Source organism: Chryseobacterium sp. T16E-39 (assembly GCF_002216065.1).
Taxonomy (GTDB): domain Bacteria; phylum Bacteroidota; class Bacteroidia; order Flavobacteriales; family Weeksellaceae; genus Chryseobacterium.
In genome coordinates this window covers 2,901,920-2,920,002 of record NZ_CP022282.1, presented here as the reverse complement: position 1 = coordinate 2,920,002, position 18,083 = coordinate 2,901,920, and the positions used below count along the sequence as shown (strand labels likewise).

General features: G+C 37.0%; 11 protein-coding genes and 1 riboswitch. Of the genes, 7 read left to right on the top strand and 4 right to left on the bottom strand.

All coding sequences use genetic code 11. The features are described from left to right. The first annotated feature begins 6 nt into the window (after positions 1–6). From thiC to CEY12_RS13090, 6 genes are read left to right on the top strand one after another with little or no spacing between them, the layout of a single operon-like run. Positions 7–1,818 (top strand): phosphomethylpyrimidine synthase ThiC, encoded by a 1,812-nt coding sequence (gene thiC, locus CEY12_RS13115; RefSeq protein WP_089028112.1) that lies wholly within the window; start codon positions 7–9, stop codon positions 1,816–1,818. Further along, a complete protein-coding gene (locus CEY12_RS13110) occupies positions 1,815–2,420 on the top strand; it encodes a thiamine phosphate synthase (protein WP_089028111.1) in 606 nt (201 codons plus the stop codon). Before thiC ends, CEY12_RS13110 begins: the two co-directional genes overlap by 4 nt. Before the next feature lie 3 nt (positions 2,421–2,423). Beyond that, on the top strand, positions 2,424–3,044 hold the full coding sequence (gene thiE, locus CEY12_RS13105; RefSeq protein WP_317043920.1) for a thiamine phosphate synthase: 621 nt from the start codon (positions 2,424–2,426) through the stop codon (positions 3,042–3,044). After that, positions 3,041–3,814, top strand: a complete 774-nt coding sequence (locus CEY12_RS13100; RefSeq protein ID WP_089028110.1) for a thiazole synthase — start codon at positions 3,041–3,043, stop codon at positions 3,812–3,814. The genes thiE and CEY12_RS13100 overlap by 4 nt, the downstream gene beginning before the upstream one ends. A 13-nt stretch (positions 3,815–3,827) precedes the next feature. After that, positions 3,828–4,946: a 2-iminoacetate synthase ThiH gene (gene thiH, locus CEY12_RS13095; protein WP_089028109.1), complete on the top strand. Its 1,119-nt coding sequence runs from the start codon at positions 3,828–3,830 to the stop codon at positions 4,944–4,946. Positions 4,947–4,955: 9 nt separating this feature from the next. Next, on the top strand, positions 4,956–5,666 hold the full coding sequence (locus CEY12_RS13090; RefSeq protein ID WP_089029873.1) for a HesA/MoeB/ThiF family protein: 711 nt from the start codon (positions 4,956–4,958) through the stop codon (positions 5,664–5,666). Between the two features lie 204 nt (positions 5,667–5,870). Here CEY12_RS13090 and CEY12_RS13085 read toward each other — a convergent pair whose 3' ends face one another. Further along, the gene (locus CEY12_RS13085; RefSeq protein WP_089028108.1) at positions 5,871–8,093 is read right to left on the bottom strand and encodes an outer membrane beta-barrel family protein; all 2,223 of its coding nucleotides are present in this window, start codon (positions 8,091–8,093) and stop codon (positions 5,871–5,873) included. A 199-nt stretch (positions 8,094–8,292) separates the two neighbouring features. Further along, positions 8,293–8,393, top strand: a riboswitch (SAM-I-IV-variant riboswitch). 305 nt (positions 8,394–8,698) lie between these two features. Here CEY12_RS13085 and CEY12_RS13080 point away from each other — a divergent pair. Further along, complete coding sequence (locus tag CEY12_RS13080; protein WP_089028107.1) at positions 8,699–11,443, top strand: TonB-dependent receptor plug domain-containing protein; 2,745 nt, start codon at positions 8,699–8,701, stop codon at positions 11,441–11,443. Between the two features lie 87 nt (positions 11,444–11,530). Here CEY12_RS13080 and CEY12_RS13075 read toward each other — a convergent pair whose 3' ends face one another. The 3 genes from CEY12_RS13075 to CEY12_RS13065 all read right to left on the bottom strand — a co-directional run bounded on the left by CEY12_RS13075 (position 11,531) and on the right by CEY12_RS13065 (position 17,873). Further along, positions 11,531–12,370 carry a DUF5694 domain-containing protein gene (locus CEY12_RS13075; protein ID WP_089028106.1) on the bottom strand — a complete coding sequence of 280 codons (840 nt, stop codon included), beginning with the start codon at positions 12,368–12,370 and terminating at the stop codon, positions 11,531–11,533. Positions 12,371–12,500: 130 nt separating this feature from the next. Continuing rightward, the gene (locus CEY12_RS13070; RefSeq protein WP_089028105.1) at positions 12,501–14,768 is read right to left on the bottom strand and encodes an aconitate hydratase; all 2,268 of its coding nucleotides are present in this window, start codon (positions 14,766–14,768) and stop codon (positions 12,501–12,503) included. Positions 14,769–15,092: 324 nt separating this feature from the next. Continuing rightward, positions 15,093–17,873 carry a bifunctional aconitate hydratase 2/2-methylisocitrate dehydratase gene (locus CEY12_RS13065; RefSeq protein WP_089028104.1) on the bottom strand — a complete coding sequence of 927 codons (2,781 nt, stop codon included), beginning with the start codon at positions 17,871–17,873 and terminating at the stop codon, positions 15,093–15,095. Positions 17,874–18,083 lie beyond the last annotated feature (210 nt).

The window sequence follows — 18,083 nt, the reverse complement described above, 5'->3', positions numbered from 1 at the left end:
AATTTTATGGCACATTCTATTACATGTTCACCATTTCCCAATTCTAAGAAAATTTATGTTGAGGGACAAATTCATCCAATTAATGTAGCAATGCGTGAAATTCATTTAAGTCCTACCAAACTTAGTAAAGGAGGCTTTGAGCACAATCCACCTGTGACTGTTTATGATACATCCGGACCTTATACTGATGAAAATGCGGAGATCGATATTTTAAAAGGTCTTCCAAGAATAAGAGAGCAATGGATTTTAGACAGAAAAGATGTAGAAGTATTAGACGGGATATCATCGGAATATGGTAAAACTCGTTTGGCGGATCCAAAACTTGATGATCTACGTTTTTCGTATAATCATAAACCCAAAGTTGCTTTAGAAGGAAAAGAAGTTACCCAGTTGTATTATGCCAAACAGGGAATTATTACTCCTGAAATGGAGTACATCGCAATTCGTGAAAATCAAAGGATCGAGCAACTTGACTCCGTTTCCAAAGAAATGGCTTCTCAGCATGCTGGAAATAGTTTTGGAGCAAGAACTCCTAAAAATAAAATTACCCCGGAATTTGTAAGGGATGAAATAGCAGCCGGAAGAGCGATTATTCCTAATAACATCAACCATCCTGAGAGTGAGCCAATGATTATCGGGCGAAATTTTTTGGTTAAAATAAATGCTAATATCGGAAACAGCGCTGTTTCTTCAAGTATTGATGAGGAAGTGGAAAAAGCAGTCTGGGCTTGCAGATGGGGTGCAGATACAATTATGGACCTATCTACAGGGAAGAATATCCATGAAACCAGAGAATGGATCATAAGAAATAGCCCAGTACCAATTGGGACAGTCCCTATTTACCAGGCGCTTGAAAAAGTAAAAGGAGTTCCTGAGGATCTTACCTGGGAGGTTTTTAAAGATACTTTGATTGAACAGGCGGAACAGGGAGTTTCTTACTTTACTATTCATGCCGGAGTATTACTTAGATATATTCATCTTACGGTTAATAGAGTAACCGGAATTGTTTCCCGTGGAGGTTCTATCATGGCTAAATGGTGTCTGTATCATCATAAAGAAAACTTTTTATATACTCATTTTGAGGAGATTTGTGAGATCATGAAGAAATATGATGTTGCTTTCTCTTTGGGTGATGGATTACGTCCGGGGTCTATAGCAGATGCTAATGATGCGGCACAGTTTGCAGAATTAGAAACTTTAGGAGAGCTTACAAAAATCGCATGGAAACATAATGTTCAGGTGATGATCGAAGGTCCTGGCCATGTACCGATGCACATGATCAAAGAGAATATGGATAAGCAATTGGAAGAGTGTCACGAGGCACCTTTCTATACTTTAGGACCACTAACCACTGATATTGCTCCAGGCTATGACCATATTACTTCGGGAATCGGAGCAGCGATGATCGGGTGGTTTGGTTGTGCAATGTTGTGCTATGTCACCCCTAAAGAGCATTTAGGCCTTCCAAACAAAAAAGATGTAAAAGATGGTGTAATCACTTATAAACTGGCAGCACATGCTGCAGATTTAGCAAAAGGCCATCCGGGTTCCCAATATAGAGACAATGCTTTAAGTAAAGCAAGGTTTGAATTCAGATGGGAAGATCAGTTTAACCTTTCATTAGATCCGGAGACCGCAAAAGCTTACCATGACGAAACGCTGCCGGCAGAAGGAGCAAAGATTGCCCATTTCTGTTCGATGTGTGGACCTAAATTCTGTTCGATGAAAATCACTCAGGAAATACGCGAGTCTGCTGAAATGGGAATGTTGGTAAAGTCTCAGGAGTTTATTGAAAACGGGAAGGAGATCTATTTATGATCATTGTTATAAGTCCTGAAGAAATCATTCCTGATGAAACTGAGACTGTTAATGAAATGTTTCAGGAAGGATTGGAATTATTTCATATCCGGAAACCTTTTATCAGTGATCACGAAATGATTAGCTTTTTGGATCAGATTAATAAATCATTCCGCTCACATTTGGTTATGCACAGCCACTTTGAGCTGGCTGAGGAGTATGGTATTTCCCGTTTACATATTAGAGAGTATGATCGTGTTAATGAATTGCATACAATGTATGCTGAAAATTATGCAATCTCTACTTCAGTACATACCATGAGTGCTTTTAATTCCTTGGAGGAGGATTGGGAATATGCTTTTCTAAGTCCATTTTTTCCAAGTATTTCAAAACAAGGATATGGAGCTGAAACTACTATTTTGGAAGAAGTTAGAATGAGAAATAACCAAAGTGTAAAGCTGATTGCTTTAGGGGGAATTCATGAAGATAACATAGAGACGGTACTTAATTCGGAAGCAGAAGGAGTTGCTTTGTTGGGAGCTATCTGGCAAAGTGAAGGACCTCTGGATGTTTTCATGAAATGTCAGAGGACAATAAGGAAATATAATGAGCAAAATAAATAAAAATTGATCAAGGAAAAATTACAATATATCTCCCAGGGGAAAACAAAAGAAGAACAGGAATTCAATATTTACAATGCTTTAGATGCAGGTGTAAAATGGATTCAAGTCCGGTGGAAAAATGCATCTGAAAGTGAGTTGGTTGAATTATGTGAAAAAGCCAGACTGTTGTGTAATGAGTATCAGGCAAAATGTATTATTAATGACCATATCCAATTAGCAAAAGAAATTGAAGCGGATGGAGTGCATTTAGGATTAAATGATGACTCCATACTTAAAGCAAGACAAATCTTAGGATCAAATAAACTCATTGGTGGAACGGCTAATACTTTACAACATGTTCTTCAAAGAATCCAGGAACCCTGCGATTATATAGGCTTAGGTCCTTTAAGGTTCACGGAGACCAAAGAAAAATTAAGTCCGATTTTAGGTTTTGAAGGCTATCAGCAATTAATTCAGGACTTAAAAGCAAGATCAGTTGATATTCCAATGATTTTCGCAATAGGAGGAGTACGCCTTGAAGATATAGAATTATTACAGCAAATTGGAATCTATGGAGTAGCTGTCTCTGGGCAGATAACCAATCAGCCATCCATAGCAAATGAATTTATAAAATCATTCAAATGAATCAAATACTAACAATATCAGACAGAAATTTTGAATCACGCCTTTTCCTTGGAACGGGTAAATTCGGGAATTTAGCAGAAATGACCCAATCTATCATTGCATCGGAAAGTAATATGGTGACGATGGCACTAAAAAGGATTGATGCTCATTCACAAGATGACGATTTGCTTCAGGCGCTAAAGCCTACAAACACCCATTTATTACCCAACACATCAGGAGCACGTACCGCTAAGGAAGCTGTTTTAGCGGCTCAATTGGCAAGAGAGGCTTTGGAAACGAACTGGGTGAAACTGGAAATACATCCTGATCCTAAATATTTACTACCAGACCCTATCGAAACATTATATGCAACGGAAGAACTTGCTAAACTTGGTTTTATCGTAATGCCTTATATCCACGCGGATCCGGTTTTATGTAAGCGTCTTGAAGATGCAGGAACAGCTGTGGTAATGCCATTAGGCGCTCCGATTGGGACTAATAAAGGCCTTCGTACATTAGATTTTCTTGAAATTATTATCAGTCAGAGTAAAGTTCCTGTAGTCGTTGATGCCGGAATAGGAGCACCATCTGATGCGGCAAAAGCGATGGAGATAGGAGCTGATGCTGTTCTGGTTAATACTGCTATTGCTGTGGCAAAAGACCCTATCAGGATGGCATTGGCTTTTAAAGAAGGGGTCATTGCAGGAAGAAGAGCCTATGAAGCAGGACTAGGAGCAATTAGTTCTCATGCAGAAGCATCAAGTCCCCTGACTTCATTTTTATTTGAATAAATAAGATTACAGAATGAATAATTTTGAGGAAGTTTTTACATCCTATGAATGGAATGATATCAGACGGAAGCTGGAGAATGTCACTTTATCTGATGTAGAATACAGCTTGCAAAAAAGGCAAAGAACACTTGATGACTTTCTTAATCTGATTTCAAAAGCAGCCTCTTCAAAGTTGGAGGTAATGGCTGGTATGACAAGAGCTATTACCCAAAAGCGATTTGGTAAAGTCATACAGTTATATGCTCCTCTTTATCTTAGTAATGAGTGTCAGAATATTTGTACATATTGTGGCTTTAGTTTAGATAATAAACTGAAAAGAAAAACGCTTTCTGATACGGAGATCCTGATAGAGGCTTCGGTTCTCAAAACGATGGGAGTGAATCACGTATTATTGGTAAGTGGTGAAGCGAATAAGACTGTCGGAATTGACTATTTTCTAAATGCGGTTCGTTTATTAAAAACTCATTTTGCCAATATTTCTATTGAAGTGCAACCTCTGTCAGAAGATGAATACAGATTATTACACCAGGAAGGAGTTCATTCTATTCTGGTGTATCAGGAGACCTATCATCAGGAAGTGTACAAGCAGTATCATCCAAAAGGGAAAAAATCAAATTTTCAATTTCGCCTGGATACACCGGATAGAGTAGGCAGAGCTGGAATACATAAAATGGGCTTAGGGGTTTTACTTGGGCTTGAAGACTGGAGAGTTGACAGCTTTTTCAATGCAGCGCATATCGATTACCTTCAAAAAGAATACTGGAAGAGTAAATTTTCGGTTTCGTTTCCTAGGCTAAGACCGGCAGAAGGCATTATTGAGCCCAATTTTATCATGGAAGATAAAGATCTGTTACAGCTTATCTGTGCTTATCGGATTTGGAATGAAGATCTTGAAATATCAATTTCTACCAGAGAAAATGAGAATTTCAGGAATCATATTGTTTCGCTTGGTGCTACTTCTATGAGTGCGGGTTCAAAAACCAATCCGGGGGGGTATGCTGTAGATCCGCAATCTCTTGAACAATTTGAGACCAGTGATGAAAGAAGCATGCAAGTTATTCAAAATATGATCAGAAGTTCAGGATATGATCCTGTAATGAAAGACTGGGATTCAGTGTATAGCGGTTTTTAAAAGATGATCATGGATAGCGAAAAAATGTTTTCAAGATATAGCCGACAGATATTCATTGATGAGATAGGCACTTCAGGACAAAGGAAGATCTTAAACGCAAAAGTACTTGTTGTAGGTGCTGGCGGATTAGGAAGTCCTGTAATTCAGTATTTGGCTGCTGCGGGAGTTGGGAAACTGGGGATTGCAGATTTTGACTTTGTGGAATTACATAATCTGAACCGACAGGTTATTCATAATGAAAAGAGTATTGGGTTTTCAAAAGTAAAAAGCGCAATTAGTTTTGTCGAAAACCTTAACCATCATGTGAATGTTGTTCCTATCGAAGAAAAAATAATACCATCAAATATTGAAAAGATAATCTCCGAATATGATATTGTTGTGGACGGATCGGATAATTTTACCACCCGATATTTAATTAATGATACCTGTGTGAAATTAGAAAAACCTTTGGTTTATGGAAGTATATTAGGATTTTCTGGTCAGGTAGCTATATTCAATTACAATAGAAGTAAGAATTTAAGAGATATCTTTCCTGAATCTCCATCTGAGGAAAATCTTCCAGATTGTGATAGTTTAGGTGTTTTGGGTTCGTTACCGGGGATTGTGGGAAGTATGATGGCACATCTCACCTTAAAAATAATTACAGATTTACCTTTAAATATCAATCAACTGACCCTTATTGATACATTAGAATGGAGGTTTCAAACCATCGATTTTTAAATTATATTGTTTTAAATAAATGAGGCAGTAAGAATATTCATACTGCCTCATTTTTATTTTAATTCTTTACTTTAGTAGGCAATGTAATCAACTCAATTATCAAAAGATTTCTCCTCCATTGAAATGACAAATATGTCCTAAATCAAATTTACAATTGAACGATTTAACAATTTCGCCCTTTCGCAAATCCGCGATTTCGCTTTTTTACTTACTATCCTGCTGCATCACCCCTCCATTATCTTCCTTCTTCGTACTATTCAGAATATTCGGATCTTCTTTAGCCAATTTGTTTTTAGTTGGTATTTTGTAATTAATAGAGATTCCGAAGTTTCTTGTATCATATTTCGTTCTCAAAGTAACGGCTTCTCCTGTCGGTGGATTGGAGCGTACCTGCATTACCTGTCCATTGAAGATATCATTGGCAAAAACGGAAACTGTAAGACGATTATCCAAAAACTTTTTGGTTAAAGTAATATCAACCGTATTACTGAATGGTTTTTCTGCCGTAAAGTAGAAATATCCTGCTTTTGGAGTTAAATAACTGTAGTTGGCTGTTAATTTTATTTGTTTAGGTAGGATCAATTGTGTCATCACATTGAAAATCCAGAAGCCTTTGTTGTTCAAATTATCTATTTCATGCTTTTGATAGCCTGCGTAGATATACATAAAGTTGATCTTGTCAGGGTTGAAGTCAAACTTCATGATCTCGCTCATCGGTTTGCTGAAAATCATAAAAGGAACAGGAAGACCGACATTGAAATTATGAATTCTCATATTCGAAATGTTTACCTGTTCATTGAAAAGGTTTTTTCCGTCCTTTCTGATGATTTGTGCCACCTGGTTCTTAGCTGAGCTCACACTATATCCGATAAAAGCATAGTCAAAAGCTGAAAGCTTTACTTCGTAATTGTCAAAGATAGTTGGTTGCAGATTTGGGTTACCAGTAACCTGAGTGTTGGGTCCCTGGAATGTCGTATTGTTTGGGTTAAGTGCAGAAATACTCGGTAAACTGATCTTTTTATTATAGTTGGCAGAAATAGAAACCTGATTCATGAAACTGTATTGTACACTTGCATTAGGGAACAATTTGAATTTGTTGAAAGGGATAAGGTTTTTCTGAACAACAGCCCCAGTACTGTCAATTACTCTGGTAATTCCAGAAATGTCATAGTTCTCAGCACGAGATCCTAAAGTGAAATCAAACTTTTTCAATTTTGCCTGAAATTCTAAATAAGTAGATGCTGTTTGTCTTTGATAATCAAGATTGGTTAATCCTCTGCTTTGGGTGTCAAAATTTTGTTTTTCATACAATCCTCCGAAACTTACCTTTCCTCCATCAAGAATTTTGATCGGTTGAGAATAATCTACTTTGAAATTAGCGATCCTCATATCGGACTCGTTATTCAATAAGATGCCATCTGAAAACCTTGGAATAGATTGTTCAGGATTAATATAAGTGATATCTCTAAAAATATTGTTTTGATCAAACTTGCTGGTTGATTTAGTATACCCAAATTGGAAATCCAGCTTTTGAGATTTATCACTAAAACGTTTCTGATAGGTTACAACAGCTTCTTGTCTTAAATTATTGGTGTAAGCAGCATCAAAGGCATGAAAATTACCTTCTCTTATACTGTCTTTAACAGGTATATAGGGAAGATCGGCAAAACCATTACTGTCTGTGTAGTTGCTATTCTTATTGTGATAGATATCGTAGTTCACCAATAATCTGTCCTGTCCAAGATCAAAGGTCAGTCCCGACTTTGCAAAATAACCACGACCAATCCTATCTGTGTTGCTTAGTAATAAATCATTTTGATTCGAATTCAGCATACTTTCGCGATAGTTCTGTCCGATATTCAATTGCCAGCCGAAATATTTATTTCTTGCATTTAAATTCAAAGAGTTGCTGGTTCTGCTTCTGAATTTTCCATAGTTGGTAAATGAATAATTTCCGGAATACGTTGCCGTTAAATATTTATTAGCGTTTTTATTCGTAATGATGTTCATGATCGCACCTCCTGAAGTCGCCGGGAATTCGGCACCTGGCTGTGTGATCACTTCAATTCTATCTACAGAATTAGCCGGCATCCCTTCCAAAAAGGAATTGAGTTCATTAGATGTAATATTTAAGGGACGTCCGTTAAGGTAAACATCAAGGATTTTACCCTGATACATCATTCCTGCAATGTCGGTCGATACGAGTCCCGGAAGTTTTTTGATTCCTTCTAAAACATTCCCGTTATTCAATTGCGGTTGCTCAGAAAAATCAAAAATAGTCCGGTCGGCTTTTTGTTCAACGGCTTTTTTAGTTTTGGTCATTACGACCTCTTCAATCTGCTTTTCCTTTACGGGGTTATTGGTCTTTTCCTGGGCATGTATAGCTACGATACCCAGAAGAGATAAAACGAATACAATTTTTTTCATAATGTTTTTTTACTACTATTCAGTTAGACGGCTAAAACAAAAAATTGTTACAAATAAATTTTTTTAAGACCTACTATATTCCGTTGAATAGCTATAAATCATTGAAATTATCTGAAATTTATTCTAGATGAGTTTTTGCGATTAATGTAATTTTTTTCCGAATTATTTTTTTATTTGTAAAATAGTTATATCTTTGCCCCATAATTATCAAGAATCTCATAGATGGGATAGCAACCTGCAAAAACAAGCAAGGTGCTAAAATAGATAAGCCGGCTCAGCTCCGGAAAAAATGTTTTTCTATTTCTTCCCATCTTATAATTTTTGTTTTAAAGTAAAAATCAATGTTTAAGAACACGGGAAATGACACCACAATGAATTTGACTTTTTGTCTTTCGAATACTGAGGCAAGGCTTCGTTATTCTTATAATTACTCATGCCATTACGTGATGTGTATGTGTTGCTGTTCTTAGCTTCCAGTTTCTTTTAACTAATAAAACCGTTTATCGTTTTCCTTTTTTTAACCTCGAATGTCTGGGTTAGGGGATTTCTATTGCTTAAAAGTTTTAAGCAGCTAATTATTAATACAAAAATTTAAAATAAAACACATGCGCAATTTCAAACATAGAAGTATTATCACTTCAGCAACACTTATTTCGACATTCTACTATGCACAGTCAGATACTATAAAATCTAAAAAAATAGATGAGGTTGTTCTGTTGGGATCAAGAGGATCCGGTAGATCATTAACAGATACTCCGGTTCCTGTGGATGTCATCAATATCTCAAAAATACTGAAACAAAGTCCTGTCAATAATATTAGTCAGGCACTTAATTATATTGTCCCTTCTTTTTCTTCGACATCACATACTGTAAATGATGGGACAGACTTTGTAGACCCTGCCCAATTAAGGGGATTAGGTCCTGACCAGGTTTTAGTTTTGCTGAATGGAAAAAGGAGACATCAGTCTTCACTGATCAATGTAACGCTTACTCCGGGAAGAGGCTCTGTAGGAACAGACCTTAATGCCATTCCTACGTTTGCTTTAGATAAAATTGAAGTTTTAAGAGATGGAGCTTCAGCACAATATGGATCTGACGCGATTGCCGGAGTAGTGAATTTAGGGCTTAAAAAGAGGCTGGGATTTTCAGGTCAGCTATTTCTAGGAGGATATGCCTCACCGGTTACAAATAATTTTTCTGGTGGACTGGATGGAGAAACCATTTCATTAGACCTTAATTATGGCTTTAAATTAGGAAAACAGGGGTTTTTTAATATCACCACCTCTACACAATTTCGCGATCCTTACTCGAGGGCTGGTGTGAGAAACGGAGATATTTATAATGCCTATAATGCGATCAATTACAGGGCAGCACAAGATGGAGTAGATATAGATGGATTGTATAAGAATATAAATAATACTCCAAATAGCCAGCAGATTATTAATACAATCAAGCAGTATGCAACAAAAGTAAATTATTTTTCATCCCAGTTGCAAAGTGACATTTCGAACGCAAATAGCATTTCAACATTACAGGGGTTACTAAGCGGAGATGTCACTAATAGTGAACTTGCTTATAGAGGGTTGGAACGAAAAGATTTCAGTATTAGAGCAGGACAGTCTAAACTTCAATCAGCACAAATCTATTACAATTCGGAACTTCCTATTAATGATGATTGGAAAATTTATTCTTTTGGTGGGTATAGCTATAGATCGGGAAATGCAGGAGGCTTTTACCGTTTACCCAATACAGAGAGAAATGTCAATTTTATTACTCCCAACGGATATTTGCCTCAGATCGAATCTACGATCAATGACTATTCTTATGCGGCGGGTATTAAAGGGAAATGGAATGATTGGAATATAGATTTGAGTAATACTTTTGGTAAGAATACATTTGATTTTGGTGTGGTGAATACATTCAATTCTTCTCTGGTAAACAATTCACCGCGCACCTTTAAAGCTGGTGGATCAGAATTTTTACAAAATACAGTTAACCTTGATCTATCGAAAAAATATGATGTACTACACGGGTTAAATGTAGCATTTGGAGGGGAATACCGTTATGAGAATTATAAAATAAATGCAGGTAAAGAAAACTCATATGCCTCTTATGATATTTATGGAAATGTGGTAACGACCAGCACCCCTAAAGATGAATTGGTAAATGACTTCTTTGGAGTTACAAGACCGGCAGGATCGCAGGTATTCCCTGGTTTCAGTCCTGATAATGCAGTTTCCGGGAATAGAAATAGTGTTGCAGGATATCTTGATGTTGAACTGGAGCCAACCGATTGGTGGTTGGTAGAAGGAGCGCTAAGGTTTGAAAACTATTCTGACTTTGGATCAACCTTCAATTATAAATTTGCGACCAATGTAAGGCTGGTTGATAATTTCAATTGGAGGGGTGCCATTTCTACTGGCTTCAGAGCTCCATCTTTGGCTCAGATCTACTACAGTTCGACTTCTACGCTGATCCAACAAGGAAATACTACTCAGGTAGGAACTTTTAGAAACAATTCTGAAGCAGCACAAGCTCTTGGAATCCCAAAATTAAAACAAGAGACATCACAATCTTATAGCACGGGGATTACCTGGAAAGTTCCAAAACTGAACCTGGTTGTTACTGCTGATGTATATTATATTAAAATTAAGGATAGAGTAGTATTGACGGATTTGTTTTCCCGTCCGGAAGGAACCTTTACTCCAGGATCTGATCAGGCAATTCTGCAAAATGCCTTTGATCTTGCAAGAGCAAGTTCAGCGAACTTTTTTGCCAATGCCATAGATTCACAGACCAAAGGATTAGATCTTACGATTGCTCAAACGACGAAACTAGGTTCGGGGATTAGTTTAGAAAATAATTTTGGATTGAATCTTAACCAAACTAAAAGAATTGGAGACATTCATGCTTCTCCTAAATTGGTAAGCCAGATAGACAGCTACTTTTCAGAGCCAAACAGGATTTATTTTGAAGAAGCGGTTCCTCGTGTAAAAGCGACTCTTTCAAATGCCCTGAGATTTTCTGCTTTCAATGTTTTGGTAAGAAACTCTTTCTTTGGTAAGGTAACAGATGCTGATGTACTGGATGCCAATTTTGATGGAGTGACTGGAAGTCAGGAACATTTTGTTTTGAATAACCGTTTTGTAACCGATCTTTCCGTGGGATATGATTTCAGTAAAAATGTTTCATTGACTGTAGGGAGTAATAATATATTCAATGTAATGCCTTCTAAAAACCCATTAATCAATTCTTTAACTGCGGATAATCAGTTTGTGTATTCCAGACAGGTATCGCAGTATGGTATTGGAGGAAGATTTTTATTTGCTAGGGTAGAGTTTAAATTCTAAAATAAAAAAGAATAAAAAAACAGAGATAAAAGTCTCTGTTTTTTTTATTTATAAAAATGGGAGATTTGCATTTTAAGAAGGGCTGAACTATTTTAGGGAAGAAAACTCTATAAATTCATATTCCGGAGAATAGGTTAGAAATTGTCTTAATACAGCAGCATGACCATTTCCAACAATCACAAGAATCCTATCTTCATCATTGTGAGGGATCTTTTGGATATTACGAAATATCCTCAGGTTTCTGTCATACCAATTCATGGCTAATACATCTGCTCCATCATATTCTCTTAGTTTAAAATCTCCAATCAGATATGCGCCATATCCATACTGATGATATTCCTTACTGTTCAGGTATTTAAAAGTTTCAAAAAGAGACTTAAAATTTTTAGGCTCAGAACCATCATAGAAAGAAGTAAACTGTTGTGAGATAAGATCATCACTTTTATAGTCATAATCTTTAATAAGATTTTTAAAATAAAGAGAATCTGTCTTGCCAAATTGCTGCATAAGATCTCCTAATATGGAAGAAGCATCTACACTGAAAAGCTCATTGAGCTTAAGTTCATTGGCAATCCGCATAGCAAGTTGATAACGCTCATCTCTTTTATCTCTGTATTTACCATCATTATATTCCTTCAATTTTTGATTAGCATTCCACTCTGGTTCAGCTTCGATGGCAATTTTTGTAGGTTTGAATTTTTTGATGTAATTGACGAGTTCAGTTACCTCTTTTGCTGTTTTAGGAGACAGTACATCAATCTGATCTTCTTTTTTTATTTTATGAGCATCAAGGTTGGGATAATTGAAATGAAACGAACCAACTACTAATACTTTGGTCTTAGGATTTTGAAAATAATCTGATGGCTTTTTCTGGGCCTGAATGTTCAGATAGGAGCATAGCAATAAACAGTAAATCAATGTTTTCATAATTATTTTATTCATATTATTAAAACAATTTAATTTGTCATTTTGTTACATCGCTGAACTGAGTAGCATGAAAAAAGCAACTTTAAAAACTAAAGTTGCTTTTTTATTTATAATTTGAAAACCAATAATATTAGTTTTCCTGTTTCTTAATAAGATTAAGAGCAGAACCAGCTTTAAACCATTCGATCTGCTGATCATTGTAAGTATGGTTAGCCATAACGATATCTTTTGTGCCATCAGCGTGTACAAATTCTAAAGTTAGCTGCTTTCCTGGAGCGAACTGATCTAAGTCTAAGAAGTTAACCGTATCATCTTCTAAGATTTTATCATAATCAGCTTCATTAGCAAAAGTTAATCCCAGCATCCCTTGTTTTTTAAGGTTGGTTTCGTGGATTCTTGCGAATGATTTTACCAATACGGCTTTTACACCAAGATGTCTAGGTTCCATTGCTGCGTGTTCTCTGGATGAACCTTCACCATAGTTTTGGTCTCCTACAACAATACTAGGAATACCTGCAGCTTTATAAGCTCTTTGTACAGCAGGAACTTCACCATATTCACCAGTTAATTCGTTTTTAACATGGTTTGTCTCCATATTATAAGCATTTACAGCTCCGATCAACATATTATTTGAAATATTGTCAAGATGCCCTCTGTATTTCAACCATGGTCCCGCCATAGAAATATGGTCAGTGGTACATTTTCCGAAAGCTTTAATTAAAACTTTAGCTCCGGTAATGTTCTTTCCATCCCATGCAGGGAATTCTTCTAATAACTGTAGTCTGTCTGATGTAGGATTTACATTTACTACAACTGAAGATCCGTCTTCAGATGGTGCTTGATATCCGTTATCATCTACTGCAAATCCTTTTGCCGGTAATTCATATCCCTTTGGTTCATCAAGTTTTATTTGTTCACCGTTTTCTGCAGTTAAAGTATCTGTAATTGGGTTAAAATCTAATCTTCCGGAAATTGCTACTGCTGCTACCATTTCTGGGGAAGCTACAAAAGCATGAGTATTTGGATTACCATCTGCTCTTTTTGCAAAGTTTCTGTTGAAAGAGTGGATAATAGAGTTTTTCTCTCCTTTATCTGCGCCTTCTCTATCCCATTGCCCGATACAAGGTCCACAAGCATTCGTGAAGATTCTGGCATTTTCAAATTTTCTGAAAGAATTTAAGAAACCGTCTCTTTCTGCAGTGAATTTTACCTGCTCAGATCCAGGGTTGATTCCTAAGATTGCTTTAGGTTTTACTCCTTTTGCTACTGCATCTTCTACAATAGAAGCTGCTCTTGATAAATCTTCATAAGAAGAGTTGGTACAAGAACCGATAAGAGCCCATTCAACTTCTAATGGCCATCCGTTAGCTTCAGCTTTAGCTCTGAATTCAGAAACCGGAGTTGCTAAATCCGGAGTAAAAGGACCATTTAAGTGTGGAGCCAACTCGGAAAGGTTGATTTCAATGACCTGATCAAAATATTGTTCAGGGTTTGCATATACTTCAGCATCACCCGTTAAGTGTTCTGCTATTTTATCAGCGGCGTCTACTACATCCTGTCTTCCTGTAGCTGCTAAATATCTTCTCATGGAATCATCGTATCCAAAAGTCGAAGTAGTAGCCCCGATTTCAGCACCCATGTTACAGATCGTTCCTTTACCAGTTGCTGAAAGAGATACTGCTCCTTCTCCGAAATATTCTACGATACATCCTGTTCCTCCTTTTACGGTTAGGATTCCTGCAACTTTTAAGATTACATCTTTTGCAGAAGTCCAGCCACTCATTTTACCGGTTAATTTTACACCGATCAATTTAGGCATCTTAAGCTCCCAAGCCATTCCTGCCATTACATCTACAGCATCAGCGCCACCCACTCCGATAGCAACCATACCTAGTCCGCCTGCGTTTACTGTATGGGAATCGGTACCGATCATCATACCTCCAGGGAATGCATAGTTTTCTAATACTACCTGGTGAATAATACCAGCTCCCGGTTTCCAGAAACCGATTCCATATTTATCACAAACTGAGCTCAGGAAGTTGAAAACTTCAGAGTTTTTGTTGATTCCTTCCTGTAAGTCAGATTCTGCACCTACTCTTGCCTGGATCAGGTGATCTGCATGAGCGGTTGAAGGAACAGCAACTTTAGCTTTTCCAGCCTGCATAAATTGCAAAAGTGCCATCTGCGCAGTTGCATCCTGCATCGCTACTCTGTCCGGAGCGAAATCTACATAAGAATTTCCTCTTTCATGTGCTACCGTAGCATTTCCTTCCCAAAGGTGAGTGTATAATATTTTTTCTGACAGGGTAAGAGGTTTTCCCACGATTTGTCTTGCCGCAGCAATTCTTTTCGGGTAACGCTCGTACACCTTTTTAATCATATCAATGTCGAAAGTCATATCTATTTTAATTTTTCTTTTTTCAATAATTTTTTTCTGGACTTTAATTTAAAAATTAGGAGCAAAAATTCCTTAAACGCAATTCATCAAATACTATTCCTACCATCTAAAAGAGGGATAAATAAGATGAATCGTTACCATTTTAAATACCTATCAAGTTAAGGAAAAAATAATTTTTGAATCGTTGATATAGGTTAAAATAGTTCTTTTGACTCTTAAATGGAAAGGTTCTAAATAAAAAAAAGAAAGATTTTAAATCCAATGGACTAAAATCTTTCTTTTATAATGTAAAAAGTCTTTCGACTTATTCTTTAATTAATTTTGTTAATGACCAACCTGAACTAGCTCTTTAATAGGCGGAGCAAATTTAGTAAGGTCAATACCTTCCACTGCAGCTTTATATTCTTCAATGTTAGGAATTCTTCCAATGATCGCAGAAAGTACGACAACCGGAGTTGAAGCAAGTAGAGATTCTCCTTTTTTACGTTCAGAATCTTCAACCACTCTTCCCTGGAAAAGTCGGGTAGAAGTTGCCAGAACAGTATCTCCTTTTTCTGCTTTTTCCTGATTACCCATACAAAGGTTACACCCAGGACGCTCAAGGTACATCATGTTTTTATATTCCACACGAGCTTCCCCTTTTGGAGCATTATCATCAAATTCAAAGCCGGAGTATTTTTCTAAAAATTCCCAGTCTCCTTCCGCTTTTAATTCATCGATGATGTTGTAAGTAGGTGCAGCCACTACAAGTGGTGCATTAAACTCAACTTTGCCTTGTTGTCTTTCAATGTTTTTAAGCATTTGAGAAACGATCTTCAAGTCACCTTTGTGAACCATACAAGATCCAACGAAACCTAGATCTACTTTTTTCTCACCTCCATAATAAGAAAGAGCTCTGATGGTATCGTGTGTATATCTTTTTGAAACATCATCATTATTTACATCCGGATCTGCAATCATAGGTTCTACGATTACATCAAGATCAACAACTACTTCAGCATAATATTTCGCATTGGAATCCGGAGTCAAAGCTGGTTTTTCACCTGATCTGATCTCAGCAATTCTTTTGTTAGCTTTATCAATTAATCCCTGAAGAACCTGATTATGATTATCCATTCCTTTGTCAATCATAATTTTAATTCTTCCTTTTGCAATTTCCAGTGATTCGATCAAAGTATTATCCTCAGAGATATTGATAGAAGCTTTTGCCTTCATTTCCGCGGTCCAGTCAGTGAATGTAAATGCCTGGTCAGCAGGAAGTGTTCCAATGTGAACCTCAATAATTCTACCCTGGAAAACATTCTCTCCACCAAATTGTTTAAGCATCTGAGCCTGTGTAGCATGAACGACATCACGGAAATCCATGTGTTCTTTCATGTCTCCTTTGAACGTTACTTTCACAGATTCAGGAATTGGCATTGAAGCCTCTCCTGTAGCTAATGCAAGAGCAACTGTTCCCGAGTCAGCTCCGAAAGCAACTCCTTTAGACATTCTTGTATGAGAGTCACCACCGATGATGATCGCCCATTCGTCAATAGTTATATCGTTAAGAACTTTGTGAATAACATCCGTCATTGCGTGATATTCACCTTTCGGGTCACGTGCAGTGATCAAACCGAAATCGTTCATGAACTTCATTAGTTTTGGAATGTTTGCCTGAGCTTTCTTATCCCATACAGAAGCAGTATGGCAACCTGATTGATAAGCACCGTCCACAATTGGTGAAATCACAGTTGCAGCCATCGATTCAAGTTCCTGAGCAGTCATAAGACCTGTTGTATCCTGTGAGCCAACGATATTAACTTCCACACGAACATCTGATCCTGCGTGTAAAACTTTTCCTGGTGCGGTACCAACAGCATTTCTGTTGAATATTTTCTCTACCGCTGTAAGGCCTTGCCCTTCATGAGAAATCTCTTTTGATGGAGCAAAAACAGTTGGTGCTTCTATTCCTAAAAGTTTTGCTGCAAATGTTTGAAGTTTTTTACCAAACACAATGGCATACGATCCACCAGCTTTTATAAATTCTACTTTTTGAGGAGTAAATGCTTTAGAAATGTCAATCAGTTCCTGATCACCATTATATAATTTCTTTGTTTTTGTATTAATCGTAAGAACGGTTCCTGTTGCAACAGAATAAGCTTCCTCAAGAACAATGTCCCCGTTTTCATTACGGATAGGATTTCCATTTTCATCCAGCTTTTTCACCCAGTTTTTAAGGTCAAGACCAATACCTCCGGTAACGTCTACTGTCGTAAGGAAAATCGGAGAAATACCATTAGTACCTCCGACAATTGGAGCTATATTTACGAAAGGAATATATGGGCTTGCTTGCTTACCAGTCCATAAAGCCACGTTATTTACCCCTGACATTCTTGATGATCCTACACCCATTGTGCCTTTTTCTGCAATAAGCATAACACTTTTGTCAGGGTGTTGTGCCTGAAGAGCTTTAATTTCTTCCTGAGCCTGAGGAGTGATCATACATTTTCCATGGAGCTCACGGTCTGATCTTGAGTGAGCCTGATTACCCGGAGAAAGTAAATCGGTTGAGATATCCCCCTCACCAGCAATATAGGTAACCACTTTGATTTCTTCAGCAACTTCCGGAAGTTTCGTAAAGAACTCAGCTTTTGCATAACTTTCAACAATTTCCTGTGCGATTTCATTACCGCTATTGAATGCTTCCTTTAAACGATTAGTATCCGCCTCATAAAGGAAAACCTGTGTCTTAAGAACATTGGCTGCTTCTTTAGCAATAGAAATATCATTACCCAAAGCAAGATCAAGAAGTACTTCAATGGAAGGACCTCCTTTCATGTGTGATAATAATTCAAAGGCATAAGCTGGAGATATTTCTTCTACTACAGATTCACCCAGAATGATTTCTTTTAAAAATTTAGCTTTTACACCCGCTGCACTTGTTGTTCCTGGCAGGGTGTTATAAATGAAGAATTTAAGAGAATCCGATCGGTCTGCATTACCTGAATCTTTAATTTGTGAAATGATCTCACTTAATAATTCAGCACCATCAATTGGCTTTGGATGAAGCCCCTGGTTTTTTCTTTCTTCAATCTCTTTAATGTAATCCTTATAAATATTCATATAGAAGTCTTTTAAATGTTATAGGTAGATTAAAAACAGTCATTAATACTGCTCTTTTCTTTTCCAGTCTGTAAAAATGTAATGCTATTTGAAGTTATCGCATTTTGATACGCAATACGGACTGGTGTAAAGCCGGTATAATCTACACCTCGTTTAAAATTGTAAGATAATATCCTGTTCAAGGAGTGAGTGTAAAGAACTTTCTCTGAA

Excerpts from the sequence above, each read along its gene's own strand:
- CEY12_RS13090 (WP_089029873.1), top strand. The coding sequence starts at position 4,956 with ATGGATAGCGAAAAAATGTTTTCAAGATATAGCCGACAGATATTCATT.
- thiH (WP_089028109.1), top strand. The coding sequence starts at position 3,828 with ATGAATAATTTTGAGGAAGTTTTTACATCCTATGAATGGAATGATATC.
- CEY12_RS13100 (WP_089028110.1), top strand. The coding sequence starts at position 3,041 with ATGAATCAAATACTAACAATATCAGACAGAAATTTTGAATCACGCCTT.
- CEY12_RS13070 (WP_089028105.1), bottom strand. The coding sequence starts at position 14,768 with ATGACTTTCGACATTGATATGATTAAAAAGGTGTACGAGCGTTACCCG.
- CEY12_RS13065 (WP_089028104.1), bottom strand. The coding sequence starts at position 17,873 with ATGAATATTTATAAGGATTACATTAAAGAGATTGAAGAAAGAAAAAAC.
- CEY12_RS13075 (WP_089028106.1), bottom strand. The coding sequence starts at position 12,370 with ATGAAAACATTGATTTACTGTTTATTGCTATGCTCCTATCTGAACATT.
- CEY12_RS13085 (WP_089028108.1), bottom strand. The coding sequence starts at position 8,093 with ATGAAAAAAATTGTATTCGTTTTATCTCTTCTGGGTATCGTAGCTATA.
- CEY12_RS13110 (WP_089028111.1), top strand. The coding sequence starts at position 1,815 with ATGATCATTGTTATAAGTCCTGAAGAAATCATTCCTGATGAAACTGAG.
- CEY12_RS13080 (WP_089028107.1), top strand. The coding sequence starts at position 8,699 with ATGCGCAATTTCAAACATAGAAGTATTATCACTTCAGCAACACTTATT.
- thiC (WP_089028112.1), top strand. The coding sequence starts at position 7 with ATGGCACATTCTATTACATGTTCACCATTTCCCAATTCTAAGAAAATT.